Annotated in this window: 20 protein-coding genes; 9 read left to right on the forward strand and 11 right to left on the reverse strand. The window is 72.5% G+C overall.

Annotated elements, in window-relative coordinates; translation table 11 throughout:
• Nucleotides 1–49: 49 nt before the first annotated feature.
• Nucleotides 50–1,162: an ROK family protein gene (locus tag O7599_RS07925; protein WP_281621405.1), complete on the reverse strand. Its 1,113-nt coding sequence runs from the start codon at nt 1,160–1,162 to the stop codon at nt 50–52.
• A gap of 141 nt (nt 1,163–1,303) precedes the next feature.
• On the opposite strand from O7599_RS07925, the gene O7599_RS07930 reads away from it, so the two are divergent.
• The 6 genes from O7599_RS07930 (at nt 1,304) to O7599_RS07955 (ending at nt 9,855) form a co-directional block, all read left to right on the forward strand.
• Nucleotides 1,304–2,602 (forward strand): extracellular solute-binding protein, encoded by a 1,299-nt coding sequence (locus O7599_RS07930; protein ID WP_281621406.1) that lies wholly within the window; start codon nt 1,304–1,306, stop codon nt 2,600–2,602.
• 19 nt (nt 2,603–2,621) lie between these two features.
• Complete coding sequence (locus tag O7599_RS07935) at nt 2,622–3,596, forward strand: sugar ABC transporter permease (protein WP_281621407.1); 975 nt, start codon at nt 2,622–2,624, stop codon at nt 3,594–3,596.
• Nucleotides 3,596–4,426, forward strand: a complete 831-nt coding sequence (locus O7599_RS07940; RefSeq protein ID WP_281621408.1) for a carbohydrate ABC transporter permease — start codon at nt 3,596–3,598, stop codon at nt 4,424–4,426. Before O7599_RS07935 ends, O7599_RS07940 begins: the two co-directional genes overlap by 1 nt.
• A complete protein-coding gene (locus O7599_RS07945; protein ID WP_281621409.1) occupies nt 4,423–5,796 on the forward strand; it encodes a Gfo/Idh/MocA family oxidoreductase in 1,374 nt (457 codons plus the stop codon). The genes O7599_RS07940 and O7599_RS07945 overlap by 4 nt, the downstream gene beginning before the upstream one ends.
• Nucleotides 5,793–8,597 (forward strand): discoidin domain-containing protein, encoded by a 2,805-nt coding sequence (locus O7599_RS07950; protein WP_281621410.1) that lies wholly within the window; start codon nt 5,793–5,795, stop codon nt 8,595–8,597. Before O7599_RS07945 ends, O7599_RS07950 begins: the two co-directional genes overlap by 4 nt.
• A 73-nt stretch (nt 8,598–8,670) precedes the next feature.
• Nucleotides 8,671–9,855: an RICIN domain-containing protein gene (locus tag O7599_RS07955; RefSeq protein WP_281621411.1), complete on the forward strand. Its 1,185-nt coding sequence runs from the start codon at nt 8,671–8,673 to the stop codon at nt 9,853–9,855.
• Between the two features lie 86 nt (nt 9,856–9,941).
• On the opposite strand, the gene O7599_RS07960 is transcribed toward O7599_RS07955, so the two are convergent.
• The 5 genes from O7599_RS07960 to O7599_RS07980 all read right to left on the reverse strand — a co-directional run bounded on the left by O7599_RS07960 (nt 9,942) and on the right by O7599_RS07980 (nt 14,446).
• The gene (locus O7599_RS07960; protein WP_281621412.1) at nt 9,942–10,667 is read right to left on the reverse strand and encodes a DUF2306 domain-containing protein; all 726 of its coding nucleotides are present in this window, start codon (nt 10,665–10,667) and stop codon (nt 9,942–9,944) included.
• 2 nt (nt 10,668–10,669) lie between these two features.
• Nucleotides 10,670–11,470, reverse strand: a complete 801-nt coding sequence (locus O7599_RS07965; protein WP_281621413.1) for an ABC transporter permease — start codon at nt 11,468–11,470, stop codon at nt 10,670–10,672.
• Nucleotides 11,467–12,474, reverse strand: coding sequence for an ATP-binding cassette domain-containing protein (locus tag O7599_RS07970; RefSeq protein WP_281621414.1), 1,008 nt, complete (start codon nt 12,472–12,474; stop codon nt 11,467–11,469). Before O7599_RS07970 ends, O7599_RS07965 begins: the two co-directional genes overlap by 4 nt.
• A 200-nt stretch (nt 12,475–12,674) precedes the next feature.
• Nucleotides 12,675–13,328 carry a response regulator transcription factor gene (locus tag O7599_RS07975; protein ID WP_281621415.1) on the reverse strand — a complete coding sequence of 218 codons (654 nt, stop codon included), beginning with the start codon at nt 13,326–13,328 and terminating at the stop codon, nt 12,675–12,677.
• Nucleotides 13,325–14,446 carry a histidine kinase gene (locus O7599_RS07980; RefSeq protein WP_281621416.1) on the reverse strand — a complete coding sequence of 374 codons (1,122 nt, stop codon included), beginning with the start codon at nt 14,444–14,446 and terminating at the stop codon, nt 13,325–13,327. Before O7599_RS07980 ends, O7599_RS07975 begins: the two co-directional genes overlap by 4 nt.
• Before the next feature lie 297 nt (nt 14,447–14,743).
• On the opposite strand from O7599_RS07980, the gene O7599_RS07985 reads away from it, so the two are divergent.
• Nucleotides 14,744–16,117 carry a sulfatase-like hydrolase/transferase gene (locus tag O7599_RS07985; protein WP_281621417.1) on the forward strand — a complete coding sequence of 458 codons (1,374 nt, stop codon included), beginning with the start codon at nt 14,744–14,746 and terminating at the stop codon, nt 16,115–16,117.
• Nucleotides 16,118–16,207: 90 nt separating this feature from the next.
• Here O7599_RS07985 and O7599_RS07990 read toward each other — a convergent pair whose 3' ends face one another.
• From O7599_RS07990 to O7599_RS08010, 5 genes are all read right to left on the reverse strand, one after another.
• Nucleotides 16,208–16,684, reverse strand: a complete 477-nt coding sequence (locus O7599_RS07990; protein ID WP_281621418.1) for a VOC family protein — start codon at nt 16,682–16,684, stop codon at nt 16,208–16,210.
• 14 nt (nt 16,685–16,698) lie between these two features.
• Nucleotides 16,699–17,631 carry a DUF5996 family protein gene (locus O7599_RS07995; protein ID WP_281621419.1) on the reverse strand — a complete coding sequence of 311 codons (933 nt, stop codon included), beginning with the start codon at nt 17,629–17,631 and terminating at the stop codon, nt 16,699–16,701.
• Between the two features lie 18 nt (nt 17,632–17,649).
• Nucleotides 17,650–18,009, reverse strand: a complete 360-nt coding sequence (locus O7599_RS08000) for a UBP-type zinc finger domain-containing protein (RefSeq protein ID WP_281621420.1) — start codon at nt 18,007–18,009, stop codon at nt 17,650–17,652.
• Between the two features lie 152 nt (nt 18,010–18,161).
• Nucleotides 18,162–18,581: an SsgA family sporulation/cell division regulator gene (locus O7599_RS08005; protein WP_281621421.1), complete on the reverse strand. Its 420-nt coding sequence runs from the start codon at nt 18,579–18,581 to the stop codon at nt 18,162–18,164.
• A gap of 27 nt (nt 18,582–18,608) precedes the next feature.
• Entirely contained in the window at nt 18,609–19,064 is a 456-nt protein-coding gene (locus tag O7599_RS08010; RefSeq protein ID WP_281621422.1) for a cupin domain-containing protein, read from the reverse strand.
• Nucleotides 19,065–19,355: 291 nt separating this feature from the next.
• Between O7599_RS08010 and O7599_RS08015 the strand changes: the two genes are divergently transcribed.
• Nucleotides 19,356–21,056 (forward strand): FAD-dependent oxidoreductase, encoded by a 1,701-nt coding sequence (locus tag O7599_RS08015; protein WP_281623311.1) that lies wholly within the window; start codon nt 19,356–19,358, stop codon nt 21,054–21,056.
• A gap of 146 nt (nt 21,057–21,202) precedes the next feature.
• Nucleotides 21,203–21,952 carry an SDR family oxidoreductase gene (locus O7599_RS08020; RefSeq protein ID WP_281621423.1) on the forward strand — a complete coding sequence of 250 codons (750 nt, stop codon included), beginning with the start codon at nt 21,203–21,205 and terminating at the stop codon, nt 21,950–21,952.
• Nucleotides 21,953–22,075 lie beyond the last annotated feature (123 nt).

Consider the following 22,075-nt stretch of genomic DNA (forward strand, 5'->3'; position numbering starts at 1 on the left):
CCGCCCCGGCCCATCGCCCGGCCCGTCCACCAGCCCTTCGCCCGGCACCTCAGCCCGCGACTTCGAACAGCCGCCGCTCCACCGCGTCCAGCGCCAGCCGCACCCCGCCCAGCGCCACCGCCTCGTCCCCCAGCGTGGACGCGGCGACCGGGACGGGGAACAGGCACAGGTCGGCCAGCCGCCGCCGCAGCGGCTCCGTCAGCAGGTCGCCCGCCCGGGACAGCCCGCCGCCGACCGCGACGAGCTGCGGGTCGGTGATCAGGACGAGCGCGGCGACGCCCTGCACCATCTCGTCGGCGAACTTCTCCAGCGCCGCCTGCGCCTTGGGGTCCTCCTCGCGTACGGCGCCGAACAGCGCCTCCGCGTCGCCGAACCGCTCCAGCAGCCGGCCGGGGGCGGTGTCCCAGCGGGAGCTGGCCAGGACGCCGATCTCGCCGGCCGCGCCGTGCTCGCCCGCGTACGGGCGCCCGTCGATGAGGAGGGCGGCGGCGATGCGGCGGCCGGCGTGCACGTAGACGACGTTGCGGGCGTCGGCGGCGATGCCGCGCCAGTGCTCGGCCAGCGCGGCGAGCCGGGCGTCGTTGCCCGCGCTCACCTCGGCGCCGAACGCCTCGGCCAGCGCCGTCGCCAGGTCCGTACCCGCCCAGTTGGGCAGCCGCCCGCTGATCGCCACCCGGCCGCCGCTGTCGACGATGCCCGTGGTGCCCACGCCGACCGCCTGGACCTCGCCGGCCGACAGCCCGGCGCCGCGCAGCGCGCGGTTGCCCAGCGCGCGGGTGGCCGCGAGGCGCTGGGCGGGCGTCAGCTCGGGCGTGACCGCGGTACGCCGCACGCCGAGCACCTCGCCGCGCAGGTCGGCGACCACGGCGAGCGCCTTGTGCACGCCTATGTCGAAGCCGAGCACGCAGCCGGCCTCCGCCCGGAAGCGGTAGCGCTTGGCCGGCCGGCCCACCGTCCGCACGCCGTCGGTGGCGGGCGCGATCTCGGCGGCCCAGCCCTGGCCGACCAGGCCGGTCAGGGCGTTCTCCACGGTGGCCCGGGCGGACCCGGTGACCTTCACGAGTTCGGTCAGGGTTGCGCTGCGGGTCTCGTACAGAGCGCGCAGTACGGCGGCTGCGTTGAGCCGGCGGAGCAAGGAGGAGTCCCCACCTGCAAGCGTCACGAGTCCGTTCGACCCCCTTGACTGGAACACGATACGGGCGCACCATCAGGCTGCGTTATTTCAGAAGGTACCAAAAATATTCCCGGGCGCGTCACCGTCTGTGCCCCATGCTGATGCGAGGGCATCGTGAACCTGAGAAGCGTGCGTACAGCCGTCCCCACCACCGCCGCCGCCGCGGCCGTCCTGCTCGCGGGCGCGTGCTCGCCCGCCGGCAGCGACTCCGGCTCCGGCGACTCCGCGGACGGTAAGAAGGAGATCACGTTCCTCACCTTCGAGACCCCCAACCTCGATGCCGAGTACTGGGACGACGCTATCGCGCGGGCCGAGGAGAAGGTCCCGGGCGTGGCGGTGAAGAAGCTGGTGGCGCCGTCGGTGGACCGCACCGGGTACGCCAAGCAACTGCTGGCCTCCGGCCAGTTCCCGGACGTGATGATCGCCGTCTCCCCGGTCGGCTTCGCCGAGGCGGGCGAACTGGCGGCCTGGACCGACGAGGAGCTGAAGCCGTTCACCTTCCCGCAGTCCAACCCGATCGGCGGGAAGGTCTACCAACTGCCGTACAACACCCAGCCCACGCCGCTCGTCTACTACAACAAGAAGCTCTTCGCGGAGGCCGGCGTCGAGACCCCGCCGAAGACCTACAAGGAGCTGCTCGACGTCTCCGCCAGGCTCAAGGACGCGGGCGTCAACCCGTTCGTCGTGGGCGGCGGCGGCAAGGACGCCTTCGCCGCCTCCTACCTGTGGACCGCGCTGGTGGGCACCGACGTCTACAAGAAGACCCCCGACTGGATGGCCGAACGCCGCGCGGACGAGGCGGAGTTCGCCGACCCGGACTTCACCGGCGCCACGGAGAAGTTCGCCGAGCTGGTGGAGAAGGGCTACGTCGACAAGTCCGGCCTGTCCCGCGACTACGCCAACACCGAGAAGGCGTTCCTGTCCGGCAAGGGCGCCATGTACCCCATGGGCACCTGGTTCGCCACCGCCGCCGACAAGAGCGAACTCAAGGACGACATCGGCGTCTTCGCCTTCCCCACCGACGACGGCTCCCCTGCCGTCCCCTCGTACACCGGCGGCGGCATGTCGGTGTCGGCCAAGTCCGATCACCTGAAGGAGGCGAAGGCGTTCGCCCTCGCCTTCCAGGAGGACAAGGCCAACCTCGACGCCGTGGTGAAGGCCGACGGCGCGATCATCGCGATGGACGGCTACACCCCGCCCGCCGACATGGGCCCGGTCTACACCGAGAGCCTCGGGGTCTACGAGGACGCGCTCGCCGAGGACGGCATCGTCAACGCCTTCCTCGTCGAGACGGGCGACGACTCGCTGCTGCCGGGTGTGGTGGAGAAGGCGTACGCCCTGGCCCAGGACATCATCGCCGGCCGCAAGGACGGCGCGGAGGCCGCCTCGGCGCTCGACGACGAGTGGGCCAAGGCGGACACCCAGTAAGACCGGAAGGCAACCCCTGATGACCACCGTCAAGGTACGGGGCGGCGCCGCACCGCGCGCCGCCCACGCCCCCTCGACCCCGGCCCCACCTCACCCGGCCGGGGCGCCGGGCCGCCGGAGCCGGCGGCAGGCAGTGCTGCACTTCGCCGGCTTCGGCGCGCCCGGGCTGCTCGTCTACGCCTGCTTCGTGCTCGCCCCCATCGCCCTCAGCTTCGGCTACAGCCTCACCAACGCCAACCAGTTCGCCCCCGAGACCCGCTTCACCGGTCTGGACAACTACACCCGGCTGCTCACCGACGACGCCTTCCTCACCACCCTGCGGGTCACGTCGGTGCTCACGCTCATCATCGTGATCGTCCCCAACGTGCTGGGGCTGGCCATCGCGGTCCTGCTGGACCGCCGCGGCTGGCTCTACAACACGCTGCGCAGCGTCTTCTTCGTCCCCGTCGTGCTGAGCTCGGTGGTGGTCTCCGTCGTCTGGTCGACGCTGCTGACCGACGACGGCCTGATCAACAACGTGCTGCGCTCGCTGGGCGTGGACAGCCCGCCGGGCTGGCTCTCCGACCCGGACCTGGCGCTGTACTCGGTCGGGTTCGTGATCAGTTGGCAGATGCTCGGCTTCTGCGCGGTCGTCTACCTCGCCGGGCTCCAGGGCGTGCCGAACGAACTCCAGGAGGCCGCCGTCATGGACGGCGCGAGTCCCTGGCTGCGCTTCCGCAAGGTCACCTGGCCGATGCTCGCGCCGGCGCTGACCATCAACACGGTGATGCTGCTGATCACCGGCTTCAAGACGTACGACCACATCCAGGTGATGACCAACGGCGGCCCGGGCACGGGCACGACCGCCACCGTCGCCTTCTCCATCGTCCAGACCGGCTTCACCGCCAACCGCAGCGGCGAGGCCAGCGCCATGGCGATCATCATGCTGGTGATCGTGGCCGTGGCCTCCGCCGTCGCACTGCGCGTCCTGCAGCGCAGGGAGGTGCACCTGTGATGCGGAACGAACGCGCCCCGTGGCTGCGGCCGGTCGTCGCCCTCGTCGTCACCGCGGTGTTCTTCCTGCCGCTGTACCTCGTGCTGGCCAACGTCTTCAAGCAGGGCGAGGACATCGCCGACTCGCCGGCCGCGCCGCCCTGGCCGCCGACGCTGGACAACCTCGCGGACGCGGTGAACCGGCCGGACGACCTGTTCCTCAACGGGCTCGTCAACAGCGTCACCATCACCCTGCTGTCGATCGTGATCCTGACCGTCGTCTCCGCGATGCTCGGCCACTACCTGGCCCGCAGCCGCGGCCGCGCCGCCCGTGTGGCCATGCTCGTGCTGCTCGCGGGGCTGATGATCCCGCCGCAGGTGATCCTCGTCCCGGTCACGGACATGCTGCAACTGACGAACATGATGGCCACCGTCCAGGGGATCGTCGCCTTCAACGTCGGCTACTACGTGCCGTTCGGCGTCTTCGTCTTCTCCGGCTTCATCCGCACCGTGCCGCTGGAGCTGGAGGAGTCCGCGGGGCTCGACGGCGCGGGGCGCTGGCGCACGTTCTGGCTGGTGGTCTTCCCGCTGCTGCGGCCCGCCACCGCCAGCGTGCTGATCTTCCTCGGGGTGTGGATCTGGAACGACTTCCTCAACCCGCTGATCATCCTCGGCCCGGCCGGCGGCACCACCGTCACCGTCGGCGTCTACCGCGCCATCGGCGAGCACCAGGCCGACTACGGCCAGATGTTCGGGCTGATGTTCCTGGCCGCCCTGCCCGTCCTGATCTTCTACCTCGCCCTCCAGAGGCACTTCGTCAAGGGCCTCACCGGAGGTGCCGTCAAGGGATGACCGTGACCGAGAGCTCCACCGCCACCGCATCCGCGAGCACGCCCACCACCGTCTTCAGCAACCTGCGCGACCACCCGGGCCGGCCGCTGGACCGCCCGCTCACCCTCGCCGTCGCCGGCGCGGGCGCGCGCGGCAGCGGATACGCCACCCTGGCCGCCGCCGGCGACGTCCCGGTGTCGGTCACCGCGGTCGCGGAGCCGCGGGCCCCCCGCCGGGCGGACTTCGCCGAGCGCCACGGGGTGCCGCTCGACCGCCGGTACGCCGACTGGCGCGAGCTGGCCGCCGCCCCGCGGCTCGCCGACACCGTGTTCATCACCCTCCAGGACGCCGAGCACGTCGCGGCCGTCGAGGCGTTCGCGGCGCGCGGCTACGACATCCTGCTGGAGAAGCCGATGGCCACCAGCGTCGAGGAGTGCGACCTCATCGCCGAGGCCGCCGAGTCGGCGGGGGTGTCGCTGACCGTCTGCCACGTCATGCGCTACGCGCCGTACACCCGCCGGCTCAAGGCCCTGCTGGACTCCGGCCGGATCGGCGACCTGATCAGCGTCGAGCACCTGGAGCCCATCGGCTACTGGCACTACGCCCACTCGTTCGTCCGCGGCAACTGGCGGCGCCAGGACACCTCCAGCTTCCTGCTGCTCACCAAGTCCTGCCACGACATCGACTGGCTGTCCCACATCACCGGGCGGCCCGTGCGCGCCGTCTCCTCCTTCGGCTCCCTCAGCCACTTCCGCCCCGAGCGCGCGCCGGCCGGCGCCGGCGAGCGGTGCGTGTCGTGCGCCGTCGAGCGGGACTGCCCGTACTCGGCGCTCAAGCTCTACCCGGTCGGCCTGCGCGAGGGCGGCGTCAAGCGGTACTTCACCCGCATCGCCGCCGACGAGCTGACCGAGACGGCGGTCGCCGAGGCGCTCGCCGAGGGCCCGTACGGGCGCTGCGTCTACGCCTGCGACAACGACGTGGTCGACCACCAGCAGGTGACCATCGAGTACGCGGGCGGCGTCACGGCCGCCCTGACCCTGACGGCGTTCACCCCGCAGGAGAACAGGCACACCAAGCTGTTCGGCACCCACGGCCAGATCACCGGCGACGGCCGGCACATCGAGGTCTACGACTTCGTCACCGACGAACGCACCGTCATCGACACCGACAACGGCGGCTCCACCGCCGCCGAAGGCCACGGCGGGGGCGACGCGGGCCTCATCGACGCCTTCGTCCGCGCCCACCACCGGGGCCGCCCCGAACTGCTGCTGACCGGAGCGCGGGAGAGCCGCGACACCCACCGCGTGGTGTTCGCCGCCGAGCACGCCCGGCGCACCGGAACGGTCGTACGGCTGACGCCCACATCCGACGCAGAGGAGCCAGCACAGTGAGACTTCCCAGACGGGCCCGCACCGGGCTCGTATGCCTGCTCGCCACCGCCACGGTCGGCACCGCCCAGCTCGCCGGGCCCGCCGCCGCGGAGCCGCCCGCCCAGCCGAGGGGATCGGAGGCGGAGTGGGCCGAGATCCGCTCGCTGATCGGCGCCATCGACGACTCCTACACGGAACCGCCGTCGCTGAACGCGGTGGTGACCAACGGCTACACCGCCGGCCTGCTGCTCGGCAACGGCGACCTCGCCGTCACCTCCGACGCCCGCAACCGCGCCCAGACCCTCTACCTGGCCAAGTCCGACTTCTGGCACACCGGCGACGGCCAGCGTCACCTCGGCAAGCTCACCATCAAGAGCCCCGAGGACGCGGGGGCCACCCTGGCCACGGCCAAGGACACGCTGGAGTGCACCGCCGCCTGCGCCGTCGACGGCGACCCGGAGACCCGCTGGGTGTCGCAGACCAACGCGAGCGCCGCCGCCCCGCAGTGGATCACCGTCGACCTCGGTGCCGCCCGGCGCGTCGACCGCTGGGGCGTGCGCCACAACGGCTACCAGGGCCGCGCGGACAACTTCCAGAAGCTCAACACCCAGGACTTCGCCCTGCAGAAGAGCGACGACGGCAGGACCTGGACCGACGTCGACACGGTCGCCGGCAACACCGCCGAGGAGACCGACCGGCAGGTGGCCGCCTTCACCGCGCGCTACGTCCGGCTGAACATCACCCGGGCCGTGCGCAACGCCGACGACCCGAACCAGAAGGCGTACATCCGCGACCTCAGGCTGTTCGACGGCGACACCGACCTGCTGGCGCCCGGCGACGGCGGCAGCGACCCGGAGTACCACCAGAAGCAGGACGTCCTCAACGCCGAGGTACGCGGCACCCAGACCATGGCGGACCAGCCGGTGCAGACCCGCACCTGGACCGCGGACGGCGAGAACCTCCTCGTCACCGAGATCTGGACGGACGAGGACGCCGAGCGGATGCCGCTGCAGATCGACCTGAACCTGCCGGCCGGCACCGTCGGCACCGCGGGCGGCGGCCAGGTCTGGGCCACCCGCACCACCGGCAGCGACACCAGCACCGACTGGGTGTCCAGGGCCGCGGCGTCCGCCAAGGTGGAGGGCTCGCCCACGCCCGTCACCGCCGCCACCCCGGCGAGCGACCTCGCCCGGCTCTCCTTCGACCTGCTGCCCGGCCGCCGCGTGCGGCTCGTCACCTCCGTCCACGGCAACGGCACGTACGCCAACACCACCCCGGTGTCCGCGTTCACCGACCAGGCCGTCGAGCGGGTGCGGGACATCGGCGGCAAGGGGATCGACGCCGAGCGGGCCGCGCACCGGGACTGGTGGAAGCGGTACTGGCTGAAGTCCTACGTCGACACCGGCGACGCCACGCTCAACAAGTACTACTACGGCGCCCTGTACGCGGTCGGCTCCGCCAGCCGCGCGGGCAACGTGCCGCCCGGCACGTACTCGCCCTGGCGCACCGCCGACTTCGTCAACCTGAGGAACGGCTACTACCTCAACTACAACACCGAGTCCCAGTACTACGGCGCCTACTCCGCCAACCGCCCGGAGCTGGCCGAGCCGTACTACCGCCTCATCCGGGCCGAGCTGCCGTACTCGCGCAACCGCACCCACGAGGCCGGCTACGAGGGCACCACGTTCCGGCGCAGCGTCCTGCCGTTCAACATGACCCGCTCCGGTCCCGCCGAGACGCCGGTGGCCCCGGTCAAGGACCCCGACAAGCTGCCGAGCGACCAGCAGACCAACGGCACCTTCGCCGCGCTGCCCTTCCTCTGGCACTACGAGTACACCGGCGACACGAAGTTCTTCCGCGAGGTGACGTACCCCTTCCTCAAGGAACTCGGTGCGTTCTGGGCCGACTTCGTCGTCAAGGGCGAGGACGGGAAGTACGACGTGCTGCACAGCGGGGTCAACGAGGGCGGCGACGACGTCAACTCCGTCTACGACCTCGGCTACATCCGCCGCGTCATGACCGCCCTCATCGACGGCAGCAAGACCCTGGGCGTGGACGCCGGGCTGCGGCCGAAGTGGCAGGAGGTGCTGGACAACCTCACCCCGTACCCGACCGGGCAGCGCGACGGCCTCGACGTCATCCTGCTGGCCGAGAAGATCGAGAACCCGATCAAGGGCAACGCGCTGCTCAACAAGAACGACCAGCCGATCAACCTGGAGGGCGTCGTCCACCCCAGCGACAACCTCGCCATCGGCGGCGACCCGGAGCAACTGCGCCTTGTACGCAACACGCTCGCCTGGGTCGACCCGTTCCTGCCCGGCTCGCGCGGCTCCTCCGGCAACGGCTTCCCGAAGACGTTCACCATCGCGGCGCGGGCCGGCTGGGACGCCGAGGACCTGATCCACAAGTTCACGACCGTCATCGAGGACCTGTGGCGGCCCAACCTCACCGTGCGGCAGTTCGGCGGCGGTCAGGAGACCTCGGGCGCGCTGGAGGCGGTCAACTCGATGATGCTCCAGACGTACCAGGGCGTCACCCGGATCTTCCCGAACTGGCCGGAGGCCCGGGACGCCGAGTTCAACCGGCTGCGCGCCAAGGGCGCCTTCGTCCTGTCCGCGGAGCAGCGCCGCGGCACCGTCCGCGGCGTGGAGGTGACCAGCGACCGGGGCAACGACTTCAGCCTCGCCAGCCCGTGGGGCGACAGGTCCGTGCGGGTGGTGGACGACCGCGGCCGGCGGGTCGACGTCGAGGAGGACGACGGCGTGATCTCGTTCCCCACCCGGGCCGGCAAGACGTACCACATCAGCGCACGAGGCCGGTGAGCCACCGCGGGGGGCCGCCACCGGCCCCCCGCTCCACCGGCTGACTCCTTCACCCCCACCCAGGGAGGATCAGATGAAGCGCAGACGCACCACGGCCGCGGCGGCCGTCCTCACGGCCGCCGGGCTGACGGCGGGCGGGTTGACGCTCGGCTCGCCCACGGCGCAGGCGGAGGTCAACGTCTCCGGCAGCCAGCTCGTGAGCCCGGCGTCGAACCGCTGCCTGACCGTCGCCGGCGAGAGCACCGCCAACGGCGCCCAGGCCACCGTCTGGGACTGCAACGGCAAGACGCACCAGAAGTGGACCCACACCTCGGCGAACGAGCTGCGCGTCTACAGCGGCTCGACGACCAAGTGCCTGGACATCCACGAGAGCGGCACCACCCCCGGCACCCGGGTGCAGACCTACTCGTGCTCGGGCAACGCCAACCAGAAGTGGACGCTCAGCGCGGGCGGCGCGTTCCGCAACCCCGCCTCCGGCCTCTGCCTGGACGTGCACGGCGGCGGCAACAGCCCCAACGGCACGCCCGTGGAGCTGTGGACGTGCCGCAAGGGCGCCACGAACCAGTTCTGGATGCCCCGCAACGGCGGGGTGCTCCCGTCCGGCGTCTACTTCCAGGACACCGGCTCGATCCAGGGCTGGAACAACCATCCGACGGACCCGCAGAAGCAGGGCGTCATACGGAACGTCGGCAGCCCCGCGTACAAGGGCGGCAACGCCATCGAGGCGCAGCAGACGTACGTCAACGAAGGAGGCGGCTACCACTCCGAGAACGTCCAGCACCACGCCCAGGTGGTGGGCCAGGACCGGTACTACGGCCAGGCCGTCCACATCCCGTCGAACTGGCGCTTCCACAACCAGAACGTCACCTTCCAGCAGTGGTCGCCGGAGGAGCCGTCCGGCCCGTGGGAGCTGATGTTCATCCAGAACGACGAGCTGCGCTACGGCGGCTCGGGCGGCTTCAGCGGCTCCATCGCCAAGATCACCGATCTGCGCGGCTCGTGGATCCGCATCGTCACCCGGATCAAGTTCCACGCGACCGACGGGGCGCTGGAGATCTGGGTCAACGGCACGAAGCGCGTCAGCAGGACCGGCATCCCGGTGCTCCCCAAGACGGCGCACTCCGTCCGCTGGTCCTCGGGCATCTACTGCACCGCCTGGCGCGACCAGCAGCCGGCGGGCGGGACGGTGCTGTCGGTCTACCACGACCAGGCACGCATCGCGAACTCCTACGCCCTGGCGGAACCCGCCAACTGGTGACCCTGACCCCGGCCGGGGTGGCGCCGCCCGCCGCCCCGGCCGGACCGGCCGGCCGGACCGGCGGGCCGGCCGGCCACCGCTCCCGGTCACGCTCTCCCGCCCGCGGCGCCGCGGCGTGCGTCGCGGCGCCTGATCATCAGCTCCACCACGGCCAGGTTGACGACCCAGCCCAGGACCTGCCCGACCGGGATCAGGTCCGTCGCCGCATCCCCCGCCGAGCCGTCCGTCCCCGCGTCCCGGAACGGTGCCCCGGCGATCAGCAGCAGCGGGACGGCGGCGCGGGCGGTGACGGCCAGAAACGTCAGCGCGTAGTTGCGCATCATCCAGCGGCGGTGGGTCTCGAACTCCCCCGCACGGGCCGCCCGGTAGGCGAGCCAGCCGGTGAGCAGCCAGCCCACCGCCGGGACGGTCAGGCCGATCTGGGTGACCGTACGGCCGGAGAGGAGGGCCACCGGGACGGCGGTCACGGCCGCGGGCAGCACGCCGCCGAGCAGGTAGGTCCGGCCGATCGCGCGGTGCACGCGGCGGCGGGCCCGGATCGCGGGGACGAACTGCGGCGGGCCGAGCACCAGGGCGACGAAGGCGGTGAAGACGTGCCCGGCGAGCAGGCCGCGGTGCAGGCCGCCGCCCACGTCGAGGCGGCTGCCGGCGAGGCCGAGCGGCAGGTAGGGGACGACGAGCACCGGGCCGGCGGCCGAGGCGACGGCGAGCAGGACCCAGACCCGGCGGGAGCGCGCGCCGGACGGCGAAGGGCGCCGTGCCGGGCCGGGGGTGCGCGTCCCGCCGGGGAGCCCGTGACCGGGATCGTGCACCGTCAGCCGGACCTGACTTCGCTGCGCAGCACGCGGACCGCGCCGAGCGCCGCGGGCAGGGCCACCCAGACGAGGGTCGCGGTCAGCACCTGGAGCCAGTCCTCGCCGGTGAGCCCGTGGTCGTACAACTGGCTCAGGGCGAGGTTGAAGTCGATCCACGAGCCGGCGTCCTCCAGCGCGGGCACGGCGTTGAACAGCACGCTGGAGAGGTTCGGCAGCACGAAGAAGGCGACGATCGCGGGGGCGCTGACCAGCAGCAGCATGCCGAACGCGAAGCCCATCATCAGCCCGGCCAGCAGGACCACGCTGATGTCGAGGAACCCGCCCGCGCCGAAGGACCAACTGCCGTCGCCGTCGCGCAGGGTCGTGCCGAGGAGGTTGCCGACGGCGGCCGAGGAGAAGGTGATGCCGAGGACCAGCACGCCCAGCAGCAGCGTGGCGCCGGCCTTGGCGAGCAGGACCCGCTTGCGGTCGGGCTCCAGGGTGAAGGTGACGAGCCCGGTGCGCTGGCTCCACTCCGTGGTGACGGTGAGGATGCCCACGACGGGCAGCAGGAGTTTCTGCGGGGTCTGGGTGAAGTTGACGAACTCCTCGTACGTCAGGTCCTTCGGGTCGGCGACGACCACCATGACGGCGACCACCACCGGCGTGACGGCGAGGATGGCGACGAGCAGCCACGTGCCCGCCCGGGTGTCGCGCAGCTTGCGCAACTCGGTGCGCAGCAGCCGGCCGAACGGGATGCCGGTGCGCTCCGCTTCGGACCCCGGGGGACGGCGGCTGTCGGTGAGGTGGGGTGTCGTCATCGTCGCGTTCCGTCCTTCGTCTTCGCGGTGCCGTCCGTCCTGCCTGCGCCGCCCTTCGCCCTGGCCTTCCCGGCCGGCTTCTCCCGGGAGTGGTCGGCGGTCAGGCTCAGGAACATCTCCTCCAGGCCCGTCTGGCCCGCGTCGCGCAGCTCGACGACCTCCACTCCGGCCTGGGCCGCGGTGCGCGAGATCCGCTCGGTGGGCTCCCGGGTGAGGAAGCCGCCGTCGGCGGCGGCGCTGTGGTCGATGCCCGCCGCGGTCAGCGCGGCGGCCAGCGCGCGGTCGTCGGAGGCGCGTACGAAGGTGCCGGCGGAGGCCAGCAGGTCCTTCTTGGCGCCCTGCGCGACGATCTTCCCCAGTCCGATCACGACGAGTTCGTCGGCGATCACCTCGACCTCGCGCAGCAGGTGCGAGGAGAGCAGGATGCTGCCGCCGTGGTCGGCGAAGTCGCGCAGCAGGCCGCGCATCCAGTGGATGCCCGCCGGGTCGAGCCCGTTGGCCGGCTCGTCGAGGATGAGCACCTGTGGCTCGCCGAGCAGCGCGTGGCCGACGCCGAGGCGCTGGCGCATGCCCAGCGAGTAGTCGCCGGTGCGCCGGCGGGCCTCGGCGGGGGTCAGCCCGACGAGGTCGAGGACCTCGTCCACGCGCCGGGTGTCGAGGCCCATCATCATCGTGCCCAGCGTGAGGATCTCGCGTCCGGTACGCCCCGGGTGCTGGGCGGAGGCGTCCAGCAGGACGCCGACGCGCCGGCCGGGATCCGGCAGGTGCCGGTACGGGCGGCCGAGGACCGTGCAGCGGCCCGCCGTCGGCGGGGTCAGGCCGACCATCATGCGCATGGTGGTCGACTTGCCGGCGCCGTTGGGGCCGAGGAAGCCGGTGACGGTGCCGGGGCCGACGCCGAAGCTGATGTGGTCGACGGCCGTGTGGTCGCCGTAGCTCTTCGTCAGCCCGTCGACGTCGATCGCGTACGCGCCGGGGTGTTCGCCGGTGCCGCCGGTGCTCATGCCCGCCCCGCCTTCCGTACGGGGGCCGCGGCCGTCCCGGCGACGGCCGCCGTCGGCGCCGTTCCCGGCCCGTGCGGCGCTGGCTGGTTGTGTGGAGTGACCATGCGCTCATCGTCGGCGCGGACGGGCCGCCGGGCGTCGGCCGCGGAGCGGCAGCGGCCGTACGCAGTTCCGCGTACGGGACCACGCCGCCCGCGCGGTCAGTCCGTCAGCCCGGAGCGGAAGGCGAAGACGACGAGCTGCGCCCGGTCCCGGGCACCGAGCTTGACCATCGTCCGGCTCACGTGCGTACGGGCCGTGGCCGGGCTGATGACCAGCCGGCCGGCGATCTCGTCGTTGCTCAGGCCCTCCCCCACCAGCGAGAGGATCTGCCGCTCCCGCCCGGTGAGGGCCCCCAGCCGCGGATGCGGCTTCAGCGTCCGCGGCCCCTTCGCCACGAACTCGCGGACGACCTTGCGGGTCACCGACGGCGACATCAGGGCGCCGCCGTCGACGGCGGCGCGGATCGCCCGCAGCAGGTCGGCGGGGGCGGTGTCCTTCAGCAGGAAGCCGCTGGCGCCGCGGTGCAGGGCGTCGAAGACGTACTCGTCATGCTCGAAGGTGGTGAGCATCACGACCCTGGTGCCGGCCAGGGCCGGGTCCTCGGTGATCCGCCGCAGCGCCGTGATGCCGTCGATCCCCGGCATGCGGATGTCCAGGAGGACGACGTCCGGCACGAGCCGCCGCGCCAGGTCGACGCCGGCGAGCCCGTCGGCGGCCTCGCCGGCCAGGGTCATGCCGTCCTCGTTCTCGATGAGGGCGCGGAGCCCGAGGCGTACCAGGTCCTGGTCGTCGACGATCAGCACGGTGATCACGGGGAACCTCCGGTCGGGAGACGGGCGCGCACTTCGAACGTGTCCGGGGCGACGGGGCCCGCGGTGAACTCGCCGCCCAGGGCGCGGACCCGGGCGCGCATCCCGGCGATCCCGGATCCGCCCTCCCCGGCGGGCTCCCCGGCGAACGGGTTGGAGACGGCGATCAGGACGCTCCCGCGCTCGTGGCGGATGCGCACCGCGGCCTGCCGGGCGCCGCTGTGCCGCAGCACGTTGGTGAGCGACTCCTGCACGATCCGGTAGCCGGTCAGCTCGATCGCGGCGGGCAGCGGGACCCGGGCGCGGCCGGAGACGTCGAGGCGTACGTACACGCCCGCCTCGGCCATCCGCTGCCGCAGCTCGTCCAGCCGGGTCAGGCCGGGCCCGGGGGTGCGCCCGGCGGCGTCGCCGGTGCGGCGGACCACCGCCAGCGTGGCCCGCAGTTCCTCCAGCGCCGCGCTGCTGGTGCGGCTGATCGCCTCCAGCGCCACCTCTGCCTGGGCGGGCTTCTTCGCGAGCACGTGCAGGGCGACGTCGGCCTGCATCTTGATGGCGGCCAGCCCGTGGCCCACGATGTCGTGCACCTCCTGCGCCACGCGGAGCCGCTCGTCGTCCACGCTCCGCCGGACCACCTCGGCCCGCGCCCTGACCGCCGCCTCCCACCGCAGCCGCAGCGCGTACCCGAGGGCGAACGGCACGACGACCCACGCGGAGACGGGCACCGCCCCGGACCACCCGAGCCCGTGGTCGCGGACGAGCAGGTGGGGCAGCAGCGCGAGCAGCGCGGCCAGCGCGCCCGGCGCGGCCACCGGCAGGGGGGTGTGCCGGGCGAGGGTGTAGACGGCGATCATGCAGACCGCGAGGATCGGCCCGTAGGCGTAGCCGAGCAGCAGGTACGCCGCCGTGCAGCCGGCCGCCACCGCGAACACGGCCGCCGGCCACCTGCGGCGCACCGCCAGCGCCAGCGCCGGGGCCGCGAACAGCACCAGCCCGCCGGCGTCGACGGCACCCGCCTGGCCGGCGCGCTCCGCGCTGCCGGCCAGCCGGGTGCCGGCGGCCCCGGCCGCCGTGGCCGCGGCCGCCAGGGCGGCGTCGCCGAGCCGCGCCCCGCTGATCCTCACAGGTCTGCGCTCACGAGCCACCCGCCCCGCTCTCCGCCGGTCCCGACCGGCCCAGCCTGGCGGCACGGGCGGCGCTCGCGCGTCGTACGCGGGGAGACAGCTCCCCTACTCGGATCCGCGTACGCGAGCGCGGCCCGCGGCCATTGCGCGGCCGCCGGTGACGACGAAGGCGTACGCCGCCCCGCGCGGGTACGCCGCGGGGCGTAGCCGCGGCGCCGCTCACGGGGTGACGATCACGGCAGGGGCGCCGCCGTAGCTTTCCGGAGATCCGTCGCCTATCCGTAAGGATCCGAACTCGTGACTGGAACGCACCGGCCGAGCCGACGCGCAGTCCTCGGTGCCGGCACCGGGCTGGCCGTGGCCGCCGCAGCCGGGAGCCGGGCCGGCGCCACGGCCCGCCCGCGGGATGCCGGCGGGGGCAGACCCCCCAACATCGTGCTGATCATGCTCGACGACGTGGGCTACGGCGACGTGAGCCGGCTGGGCTCACGGAGGATCCGGACGCCGCACATCGACGGCGTGGGCGCCGGAGGCGTCACGTTCTCGCAGATGTACTCCCCCGGGCCGGTCTGCACTCCGGCGCGCGCCGGACTGCTCACCGGCCGGTACGCGCAACGCGTCGGCCTGCCCTGGGTTCCCGGGCCCGGCGCCCCCGACGGCATGCCCGCGTACGAACGCACCCTGGGCGAGATCCTCCGGGAGCGGGGATACCGCACCGGCATCTTCGGCAAATGGCACCTGGGCGACCCGGCGGAACGTCCGGAACTCAACCCGCTGCACCACGGCTTCGACTCCTTCTACGGCATACCGGGCTTCAACACGGACGTACCGTTCCCGGTCTACGACGGCACGGAGATCGTCGACCGGCTCGAAGGGGCCGAGCAGACCGGCCTGCCCCGGCGGCACACCGACCGCGCCCTCGGCTTCGTCCGCCGGAACCGGCACCGCCCCTTCTTCCTCTACCTGCCGTACACCCTGGCGCACAAGCCGTACTACGCGGAGCGGCGGTTTCAGGGATCGTCGCAGGCCGGCCCCTATGGCGACCTGGTCCAGCAAGCCGACTTCCACATCGGCCGGGTACTGCGAGAACTCCGGGCCTGCGGGCTCGAAGAGAACACCCTCGTCCTGATCACCAGCGACAACGGGCCGGACGAACACGGCACCGGCGGCCTCCGGGCGGGCAAGGGGTACACCTTCGAGGGCGGCATCCGCATGCCGTTCCTCGCCCGGTGGCCGCAGCGCATCGCGCCGGGGACGACCTACGACGACCCCGCCTGCCTCACCGACGTCCTGCCGACCGTCGCGGCGGTCACGGGGTGCGAACTCCCCGACGACCGGCCGATGGACGGTGTCGACCTGTCGGCCGCCCTCCGGGGAGGACGGCCGGCCGCGGAGCGGGTGCTGTACCACTACCACGACTGGACCCTCAACGCCGTCCGCCGCGGCCGGTGGAAGCTCCACCTGCCCGGCCGCCGGAACGGCCTGCCGCCCGGGCCGGGCGGGCCGCGGCCACCGCTGCTGTACGACATCGACGGGGACCCCGGCGAGCGGCACGACCTCGCGGCGGCCCACGGCCGCACCGTCCGTGAACTCACGGAACTCGGCGCCCGCTTCGACGAGGAGATCCAGGCGGGGAAGGACCGGGCACTCGCCCGCGCCCGGCACGGCTAGCGCGCACCGGCACACCTGACGGCCGGGGGCGGCCGGGCTGCCCCGCCGCGCCCGGCCGCCCCGGCACGGGCCGCGGCTTCGCCGCGGCGCTCAGCCGGGCAGGTCCTCCGGGCGTTTCTCGGCGAGCTTGCCTTCGAGCATGCCGGTGGCCTGGCCCACCTCGATCAGATAGCCGTCGGGGTCGCGCACGTAGCAGCGCTTCTCCGCCCCGCGGTCGAGGGGCGGGGTGAGGAACTCGGCGCCCTTGGCGCTCCACTCCCGGTAGAGGGCGTCGATGTCGGCCACGCGGAGGTTCATGAAGCTGGAGACGGTGTCGCCGGGCTCGTAGTCCACCACCGAGACATCCGGCTTGTCGGGGGTCGGGCCGCCCCCCGGATTCATGATCACCCATGAGTTGGCGAGCTTGACGATGCACGGGTTCTCTTCGAGGACGACCTGTCCGCCCAGGACCTCGCTGTAGAAGGCCCGGGAGCGGGCGACCTTCCTGACGGTCAGGAAGAGCGTCACGAGTATCCCGCTGTCGGGGGCGGGGAGGTTCGGCAGGTCGATGGCCGGCTGTTCTGGCACGGGGTTCTCCTGTTTCAGCGTGGTGCGGCTCGGCGGTCGGGGTCGTCTTCCAGGGCGGCGCGGTCCCAGTCGCCGTGGACCGCGGCCGCCTCGTAGGTGGACTGCAGGAAATCAAGCAGCAGGGCGTCGGGGTCCGGGGCGGTGCGGACCGTCTCGTACGGCAGGAGGAACTGGCTCCACTCCCGCGAGTAGGCACCCACCGGCACCGGGTGCTCCCGGAAGCCCGGCGGCTCCGGGTAGGCGTAGGCGTAGAACATGCCCTCGCCGTCGCCGCCCGGCCAGAAGCCGGCGCTGCTCAGCTCGTGGGAGTAGCCCTCGGTCATCACCCAGTCCGCGCAGTTGGGCGCGCCGCCGGCGTGGGTGGGCGCGGTGCGTCCGGAGAACCGGGTGACGGCCAGATCCATGCCGCCCCAGAAGAAGTGCACCGGGCTGACCTTGCCGATGAAGTGGGACCGGAACTCGCTCAGCACCCGGTCGGCCTGCACCAACTGGCCCCAGAAGGCGCGGGCCTGAGCGGGGTCGTACGAGGCGTGGGTGCGGTCCTCGGCGAACGGGATCGCCTCCTCCACCTCGACCGGGCGGCCGAGAATGGTGACGTCGATCCCGGCCCGCTCAAGGGCGGCCATCGTCTCGCGGTAGAAGTCGGCCACCGGCTTCGCCTCCAGCGCGACCGTCTCCACGGCACCGGCCGTGGTCCGCAGCCGCAGTTGGTGGTCGACGAAGTCGAACTCCATGTCGAAGGTGCGCCGGCCCGGGATCGCCGAAGTCGTCAGGCCGCGGGCGGAGACGTAGAGCGGCACCTGCCACCAGTGGTTGACCATGGGCGCCAGCGCGAGGCGGACCTTGCCGACGATCTGGGTCCACATGTGCAGGGTCGCGCGGGTGTCGGGCCAGTCCGGGACACGCAGGGCCGGCCACGGGTCGGCGGTGGGAAGCGTACTCGTCATCGACAGCTCCCAGGGGCTTCAGTGGAGGCGCTGCTGCCAGTCCGGCGGGACCTTCCCCGCGGGACCCGGCACCGGCTGGGCGGCGGGACGCTCCGTCGGCGCACTCATCGCCGGGCCTTCCATGAACTCGTTCGTCTCGGCGTTCCAGAACCAGTCCTCCCCCGGCTCGAAGCTGGTCAGCACCGGATGCCCGCTCTCGCGCGCATGCCGGGTCGCATGCTGCGACGGCGAGGAGTCACAGCACCCGATGTGCCCGCAGGTGGCACAGCGCCGCAGATGAAACCACCAGCCGGGCGCCGCACCGGCCAGACACTCGGCGCAGCCCTCCCCACTGGGGGCGGAGGCGGGGTCGATACCGGGTATTCCGTCGGTTTCCATGCCTCCATGCTCGGCGGAACCGGCCTGACGGGCCTGCCGGCGCGGCCGTTCGGGTGCTGTCCGCCGGTCGGGTTCGCGAGGGTGTGGTGGCAGGGGCATGAAGTCTCCGTGGTCGGTCGGGGGAAGGGGGCGGTGCGGGGTGCTCTTCCGGGTCAACTGTTCATGAGGGCGGCGAGCGCACGGTCGATGTCGAGGTAGCGGCTCTCCGTCCCGGCGGGCACCAGCGCGTGCGACCGCCGCAGGAACTCCCTGACGTCCACGGCCGGCACGGTGATCTGCGGCGCGGTGGAGGCGGACTTCACCGTGATCGCCACGGCGTGGGGGTGGCACTGGTGCGGCGGAATCACCTGCACGTTTCCCACCCCCGCCGGCCGGTGCATACCCTGATCCAGCAGCGAGCGGGCGAACACCCAGTCGATGGGCCGGTCCAGCGGCGCCCCGAGGGACAGCCGCACGGCATACGGGTCCGCCGCGTCGTAGCAGAGTTCCGCGGACAGCGCCCCTGCCGGTTCTCCGGGAACGCGCACGATCACGGTCACGACGCGCACCACGGTGGCGGTGGGCTCACTCATGTCTCCCCCTGTCCTCTGTTCTCTTCCTCAGCGACCGGCGGCCGGCCGCGGGGCGCGCCGGTGCGCGCGCTGCGCGAGTTCCTCCTCGTCGACCAGTTCGAGCATGGGCTTGCCGGGGGCGCACATCATGACCACGACGAACCGGGTCCGCTGGTCCGCCAGCGCGTTGCCGTCCTGGTAGTGGATGACGTCCCCGCCCGGCTCCCAGAAGGTCCCGCCGGCCTCGACGACACGCTCGGGCTCGCCCTCCAGCTCGAACCGGACCGCGCCCTCCAGGACGTATCCGAAGGCCGGACCGGAGTGGCGGTGCGGCGGTGTGCCCGGGTCGCCGGGCTCCCACTCGATGAGAACGGTCATGGCCGAGGCGCCCTCGGGGACGGCGACCGGGTCGGAGTGTGCCAGCAGCTTCGCGGCCTCCATCCAGCTCGCCGCCGCCGCGTGCCCGTCGGTCCCGTGGTCGTGCGCTGAGTCGTTGTGCGCCATGGTGTTACGTCCTCCCGTAGGTTCACGTCGTCACGGGACGTGCGCTCCGACGAGGGGATCGGGGCGCGTCCCACGGCCTTCGCCAGGGAAGACCGGACACACCCTGATTGTGTGACAGCGTGCCGACCGCCGCCGCCGGGACGGATCCCACCCCGCGCGTGTCGGCCGGCGTGTCCGCCCGCACATCGGATACCAACGGTGTCACATACCGGTCGGCGACTCGGTCCTACTGGATGACGACCCAGGCAAACGGAGCGGACTGTGACCCCCACCGAACGACGTCTTTCCACCATGGTGCTGGTGATCGGCACCGGCGGAGCCGGGCTGCGGGCGGCGATCGAGCTGGCTGAAGCCGGTGTCGACGTCCTCGCGGTCGGCAAGCGCGCCAGGGACGACGCGCACACCGTCCTCGCCGCCGGCGGCATCAACGCCGCCCTGGGCACCATGGATCCCGAGGACTCCTGGCAGCAGCACGCGGCCGACACGCTCAAGGAGAGCTATCTGCTCGCCGATCCGCGCACCGTCGAGATCGTCACCCGGGGCGCCGCCCGCGGCATCGACGACCTGGAGCGCTACGGGATGGGCTTCGCCAAGGAGCCGGACGGCCGCATCTCCCAGCGCTACTTCGGGGCCCACACGTTCCGGCGGACCGCCTTCGCCGGCGACTACACCGGCCTGGAGATCCAGCGGACCCTCGTCCGGCGCGCGGAGCAGATCGGCGTCCCGATCCTGGACGGCGTCTACATCACCCGGCTGCTCGTGCACGACGGCGCGGTCTTCGGCGCGTACGGCTTCGACCTCACGGACGGCACCCGCCACCTGATCCACGCCGACGCCGTCATCCTGGCCGCGGGCGGCCACACCCGGATCTGGCGCCGCACCTCCTCCCGGCGCGACGAGAACACCGGGGACTCCTTCCGCCTCGCCGTGGAGGCCGGCGCGCGGCTGCGCGACCCGGAGCTGGTGCAGTTCCACCCGTCCGGCCTCATCGCGCCGGAGAACGCCGCCGGCACGCTGGTCAGCGAGGCGGCGCGCGGCGAGGGCGGCATCCTCCGCAACGCGTTCGGGGAGCGGTTCATGACCCGCTACGACCCCGACCGCATGGAGCTGTCCACCCGTGACCGCGTCGCCCTGGCCTCCTACACGGAGATCAAGGAGGGGCGGGGGACGCCCATAGGGGGCGTGCTGCTCGACGTCACCCATCTGCCGCGGCAGACCATCATGACGCGGCTGCCCCGGGTGTACCAGCTCCTCATGGAGCTGCAGATGCTGGACATCACCCGGGAGCCGATCGAGATCGCGCCCACCGCGCACTACTCGATGGGCGGGGTCCTGGTGCACCCGGAGGACCACGGCACCGACGTACGGGGCCTGTACGCCATCGGCGAGGCCTCAAGCGGGCTGCACGGCGCCAACCGGCTCGGCGGGAACAGCCTCATCGAGCTGCTGGTACTCGGGCGGATCACCGGCCAGGCCGCCGCCGAGTACTCGCTGTCGCTGACCGCCCAGACCCGTTCCCCCGACGCCGTCGCCGGGGCCCGCCAGGAGATCGACGGCCTCCTGACGGCGGACGGACCGGAGAACGTACGAGCCCTCCAGCGCGCCGTCCGCGACACCATGACCGAGCACGCCGGAGTCGTACGGGACGAAGAGGGGCTGCGCACGGGACTCGCCGAGCTCGACGGGATCGAGGAGAGGATGCGGTCCGTCGGCGTCCACCCCGACATCGCCGGCTACCAGGACCTCGCGCACGCCTTCGACCTCAAGTCCGCCGCTCTCGCGGCCCGGGCCACGCTCGAAGCGGCCCTGGAGCGACGCGAGACCCGCGGCTGCCACAACCGCAGCGACTACCCCGACCTCGATCCGTCCCTCGAGGTGAGCCTCGTGTGGTCCCCGGCGGACGGCATCACCCGGGAGAGCATCCCGGACATTCCCGAGGAGGTCTCGTCCCTCATGCGAGAGGTCTCCACCAAGGGAAAACTCGTCGAGTAGACATCCGCACCGGTCTCCGCGGCCACCTGTCACGAAACAGACCCGCTGCCCGGTCACCCGTACCGCAGACCACATCTGCCGCCTACCGCGAGCACGCCCTCACCGGCACCCCGCGGCATCGACAACACATCCGAGAGGAACAGCACATGAAGGTCGTAGTGATCGGTGGAACCGGGCTCATCGGCTCGAAGCTCGTCGCCAAGCTCCGTGAGCACGGGCACGAGGCGGTCCCCGCCTCCCCGGACACCGGTGTCAACACCCTCACGGGTGAAGGACTGGCCGAGGTCCTCCAGGGCGCGTCGGTCGTGGTCGACGTGTCCAACTCCCCCTCGTTCGCGGACGACGCCGTCATGGACTTCTTCCGTACGTCGACGACGAACCTGCTGAAGGCGGAGGCCGAGGCCGGCGTCACGCACCATGTCGCGCTGTCCGTGGTCGGCACCGACCGGCTCCAGCAGAGCGGCTACTTCCGCGCCAAGAAGGTCCAGGAAGACCTGATCAGGGCGTCCGGCATCCCCTTCTCCCTGGTCCACGCCACGCAGTTCTTCGAGTTCATGAAGGGCATCGCCGACGGCTCGACGGACGGCGACACCGTGCGCCTGGCCCCCGTCAAGATCCAGCCGATGGCCTCCGACGACGTCGCGGCCGCGGTCGGCCGCGCCGCCGCCGGCGCGCCGACGGGCGGTGTGGTGGAGGTCGCGGGCCCGGAGGAGTTCCGGCTGGACGAGATCATCGGCAAGGGGCTCGCCGCCAAGAACGACCCCCGCACCGTCGTTGCGGACAAGGACGCCCGCTACTTCGACGCCGAGCTGGAGACGACCACCCTGCTGCCCGGTCCCGGCGCGCAGCTCGGCGAGATCCGGTTCGGCGACTGGCTGGCCGCGCAGGCCAAGTGAACGCCGCCGGTGGCCCCCCCTCGGCCAGGCAGGGGCCACCGGCGGTTCCCGGCTTCCCCGGCGGCGCAGCCGGCTCCGCGCCGCCGCCGTCTGCGCGTCGGCTTCCCGTCCCCGCGGGATGAA

It is taken from the genome of Streptomyces sp. WMMC500, assembly GCF_027497195.1.
Taxonomy (GTDB): domain Bacteria; phylum Actinomycetota; class Actinomycetes; order Streptomycetales; family Streptomycetaceae; genus Streptomyces.

Excerpts from the sequence above, each read along its gene's own strand:
- O7599_RS07935 (WP_281621407.1), top strand. The coding sequence starts at position 2,622 with ATGACCACCGTCAAGGTACGGGGCGGCGCCGCACCGCGCGCCGCCCAC.
- O7599_RS07940 (WP_281621408.1), top strand. The coding sequence starts at position 3,596 with ATGCGGAACGAACGCGCCCCGTGGCTGCGGCCGGTCGTCGCCCTCGTC.
- O7599_RS07945 (WP_281621409.1), top strand. The coding sequence starts at position 4,423 with ATGACCGTGACCGAGAGCTCCACCGCCACCGCATCCGCGAGCACGCCC.
- O7599_RS07955 (WP_281621411.1), top strand. The coding sequence starts at position 8,671 with ATGAAGCGCAGACGCACCACGGCCGCGGCGGCCGTCCTCACGGCCGCC.
- O7599_RS07965 (WP_281621413.1), bottom strand. The coding sequence starts at position 11,470 with ATGACGACACCCCACCTCACCGACAGCCGCCGTCCCCCGGGGTCCGAA.
- O7599_RS07970 (WP_281621414.1), bottom strand. The coding sequence starts at position 12,474 with ATGAGCACCGGCGGCACCGGCGAACACCCCGGCGCGTACGCGATCGAC.
- O7599_RS07995 (WP_281621419.1), bottom strand. The coding sequence starts at position 17,631 with ATGACGAGTACGCTTCCCACCGCCGACCCGTGGCCGGCCCTGCGTGTC.
- O7599_RS08000 (WP_281621420.1), bottom strand. The coding sequence starts at position 18,009 with ATGGAAACCGACGGAATACCCGGTATCGACCCCGCCTCCGCCCCCAGT.
- O7599_RS08005 (WP_281621421.1), bottom strand. The coding sequence starts at position 18,581 with ATGAGTGAGCCCACCGCCACCGTGGTGCGCGTCGTGACCGTGATCGTG.
- O7599_RS08010 (WP_281621422.1), bottom strand. The coding sequence starts at position 19,064 with ATGGCGCACAACGACTCAGCGCACGACCACGGGACCGACGGGCACGCG.
- O7599_RS08015 (WP_281623311.1), top strand. The coding sequence starts at position 19,356 with ATGGTGCTGGTGATCGGCACCGGCGGAGCCGGGCTGCGGGCGGCGATC.
- O7599_RS08020 (WP_281621423.1), top strand. The coding sequence starts at position 21,203 with ATGAAGGTCGTAGTGATCGGTGGAACCGGGCTCATCGGCTCGAAGCTC.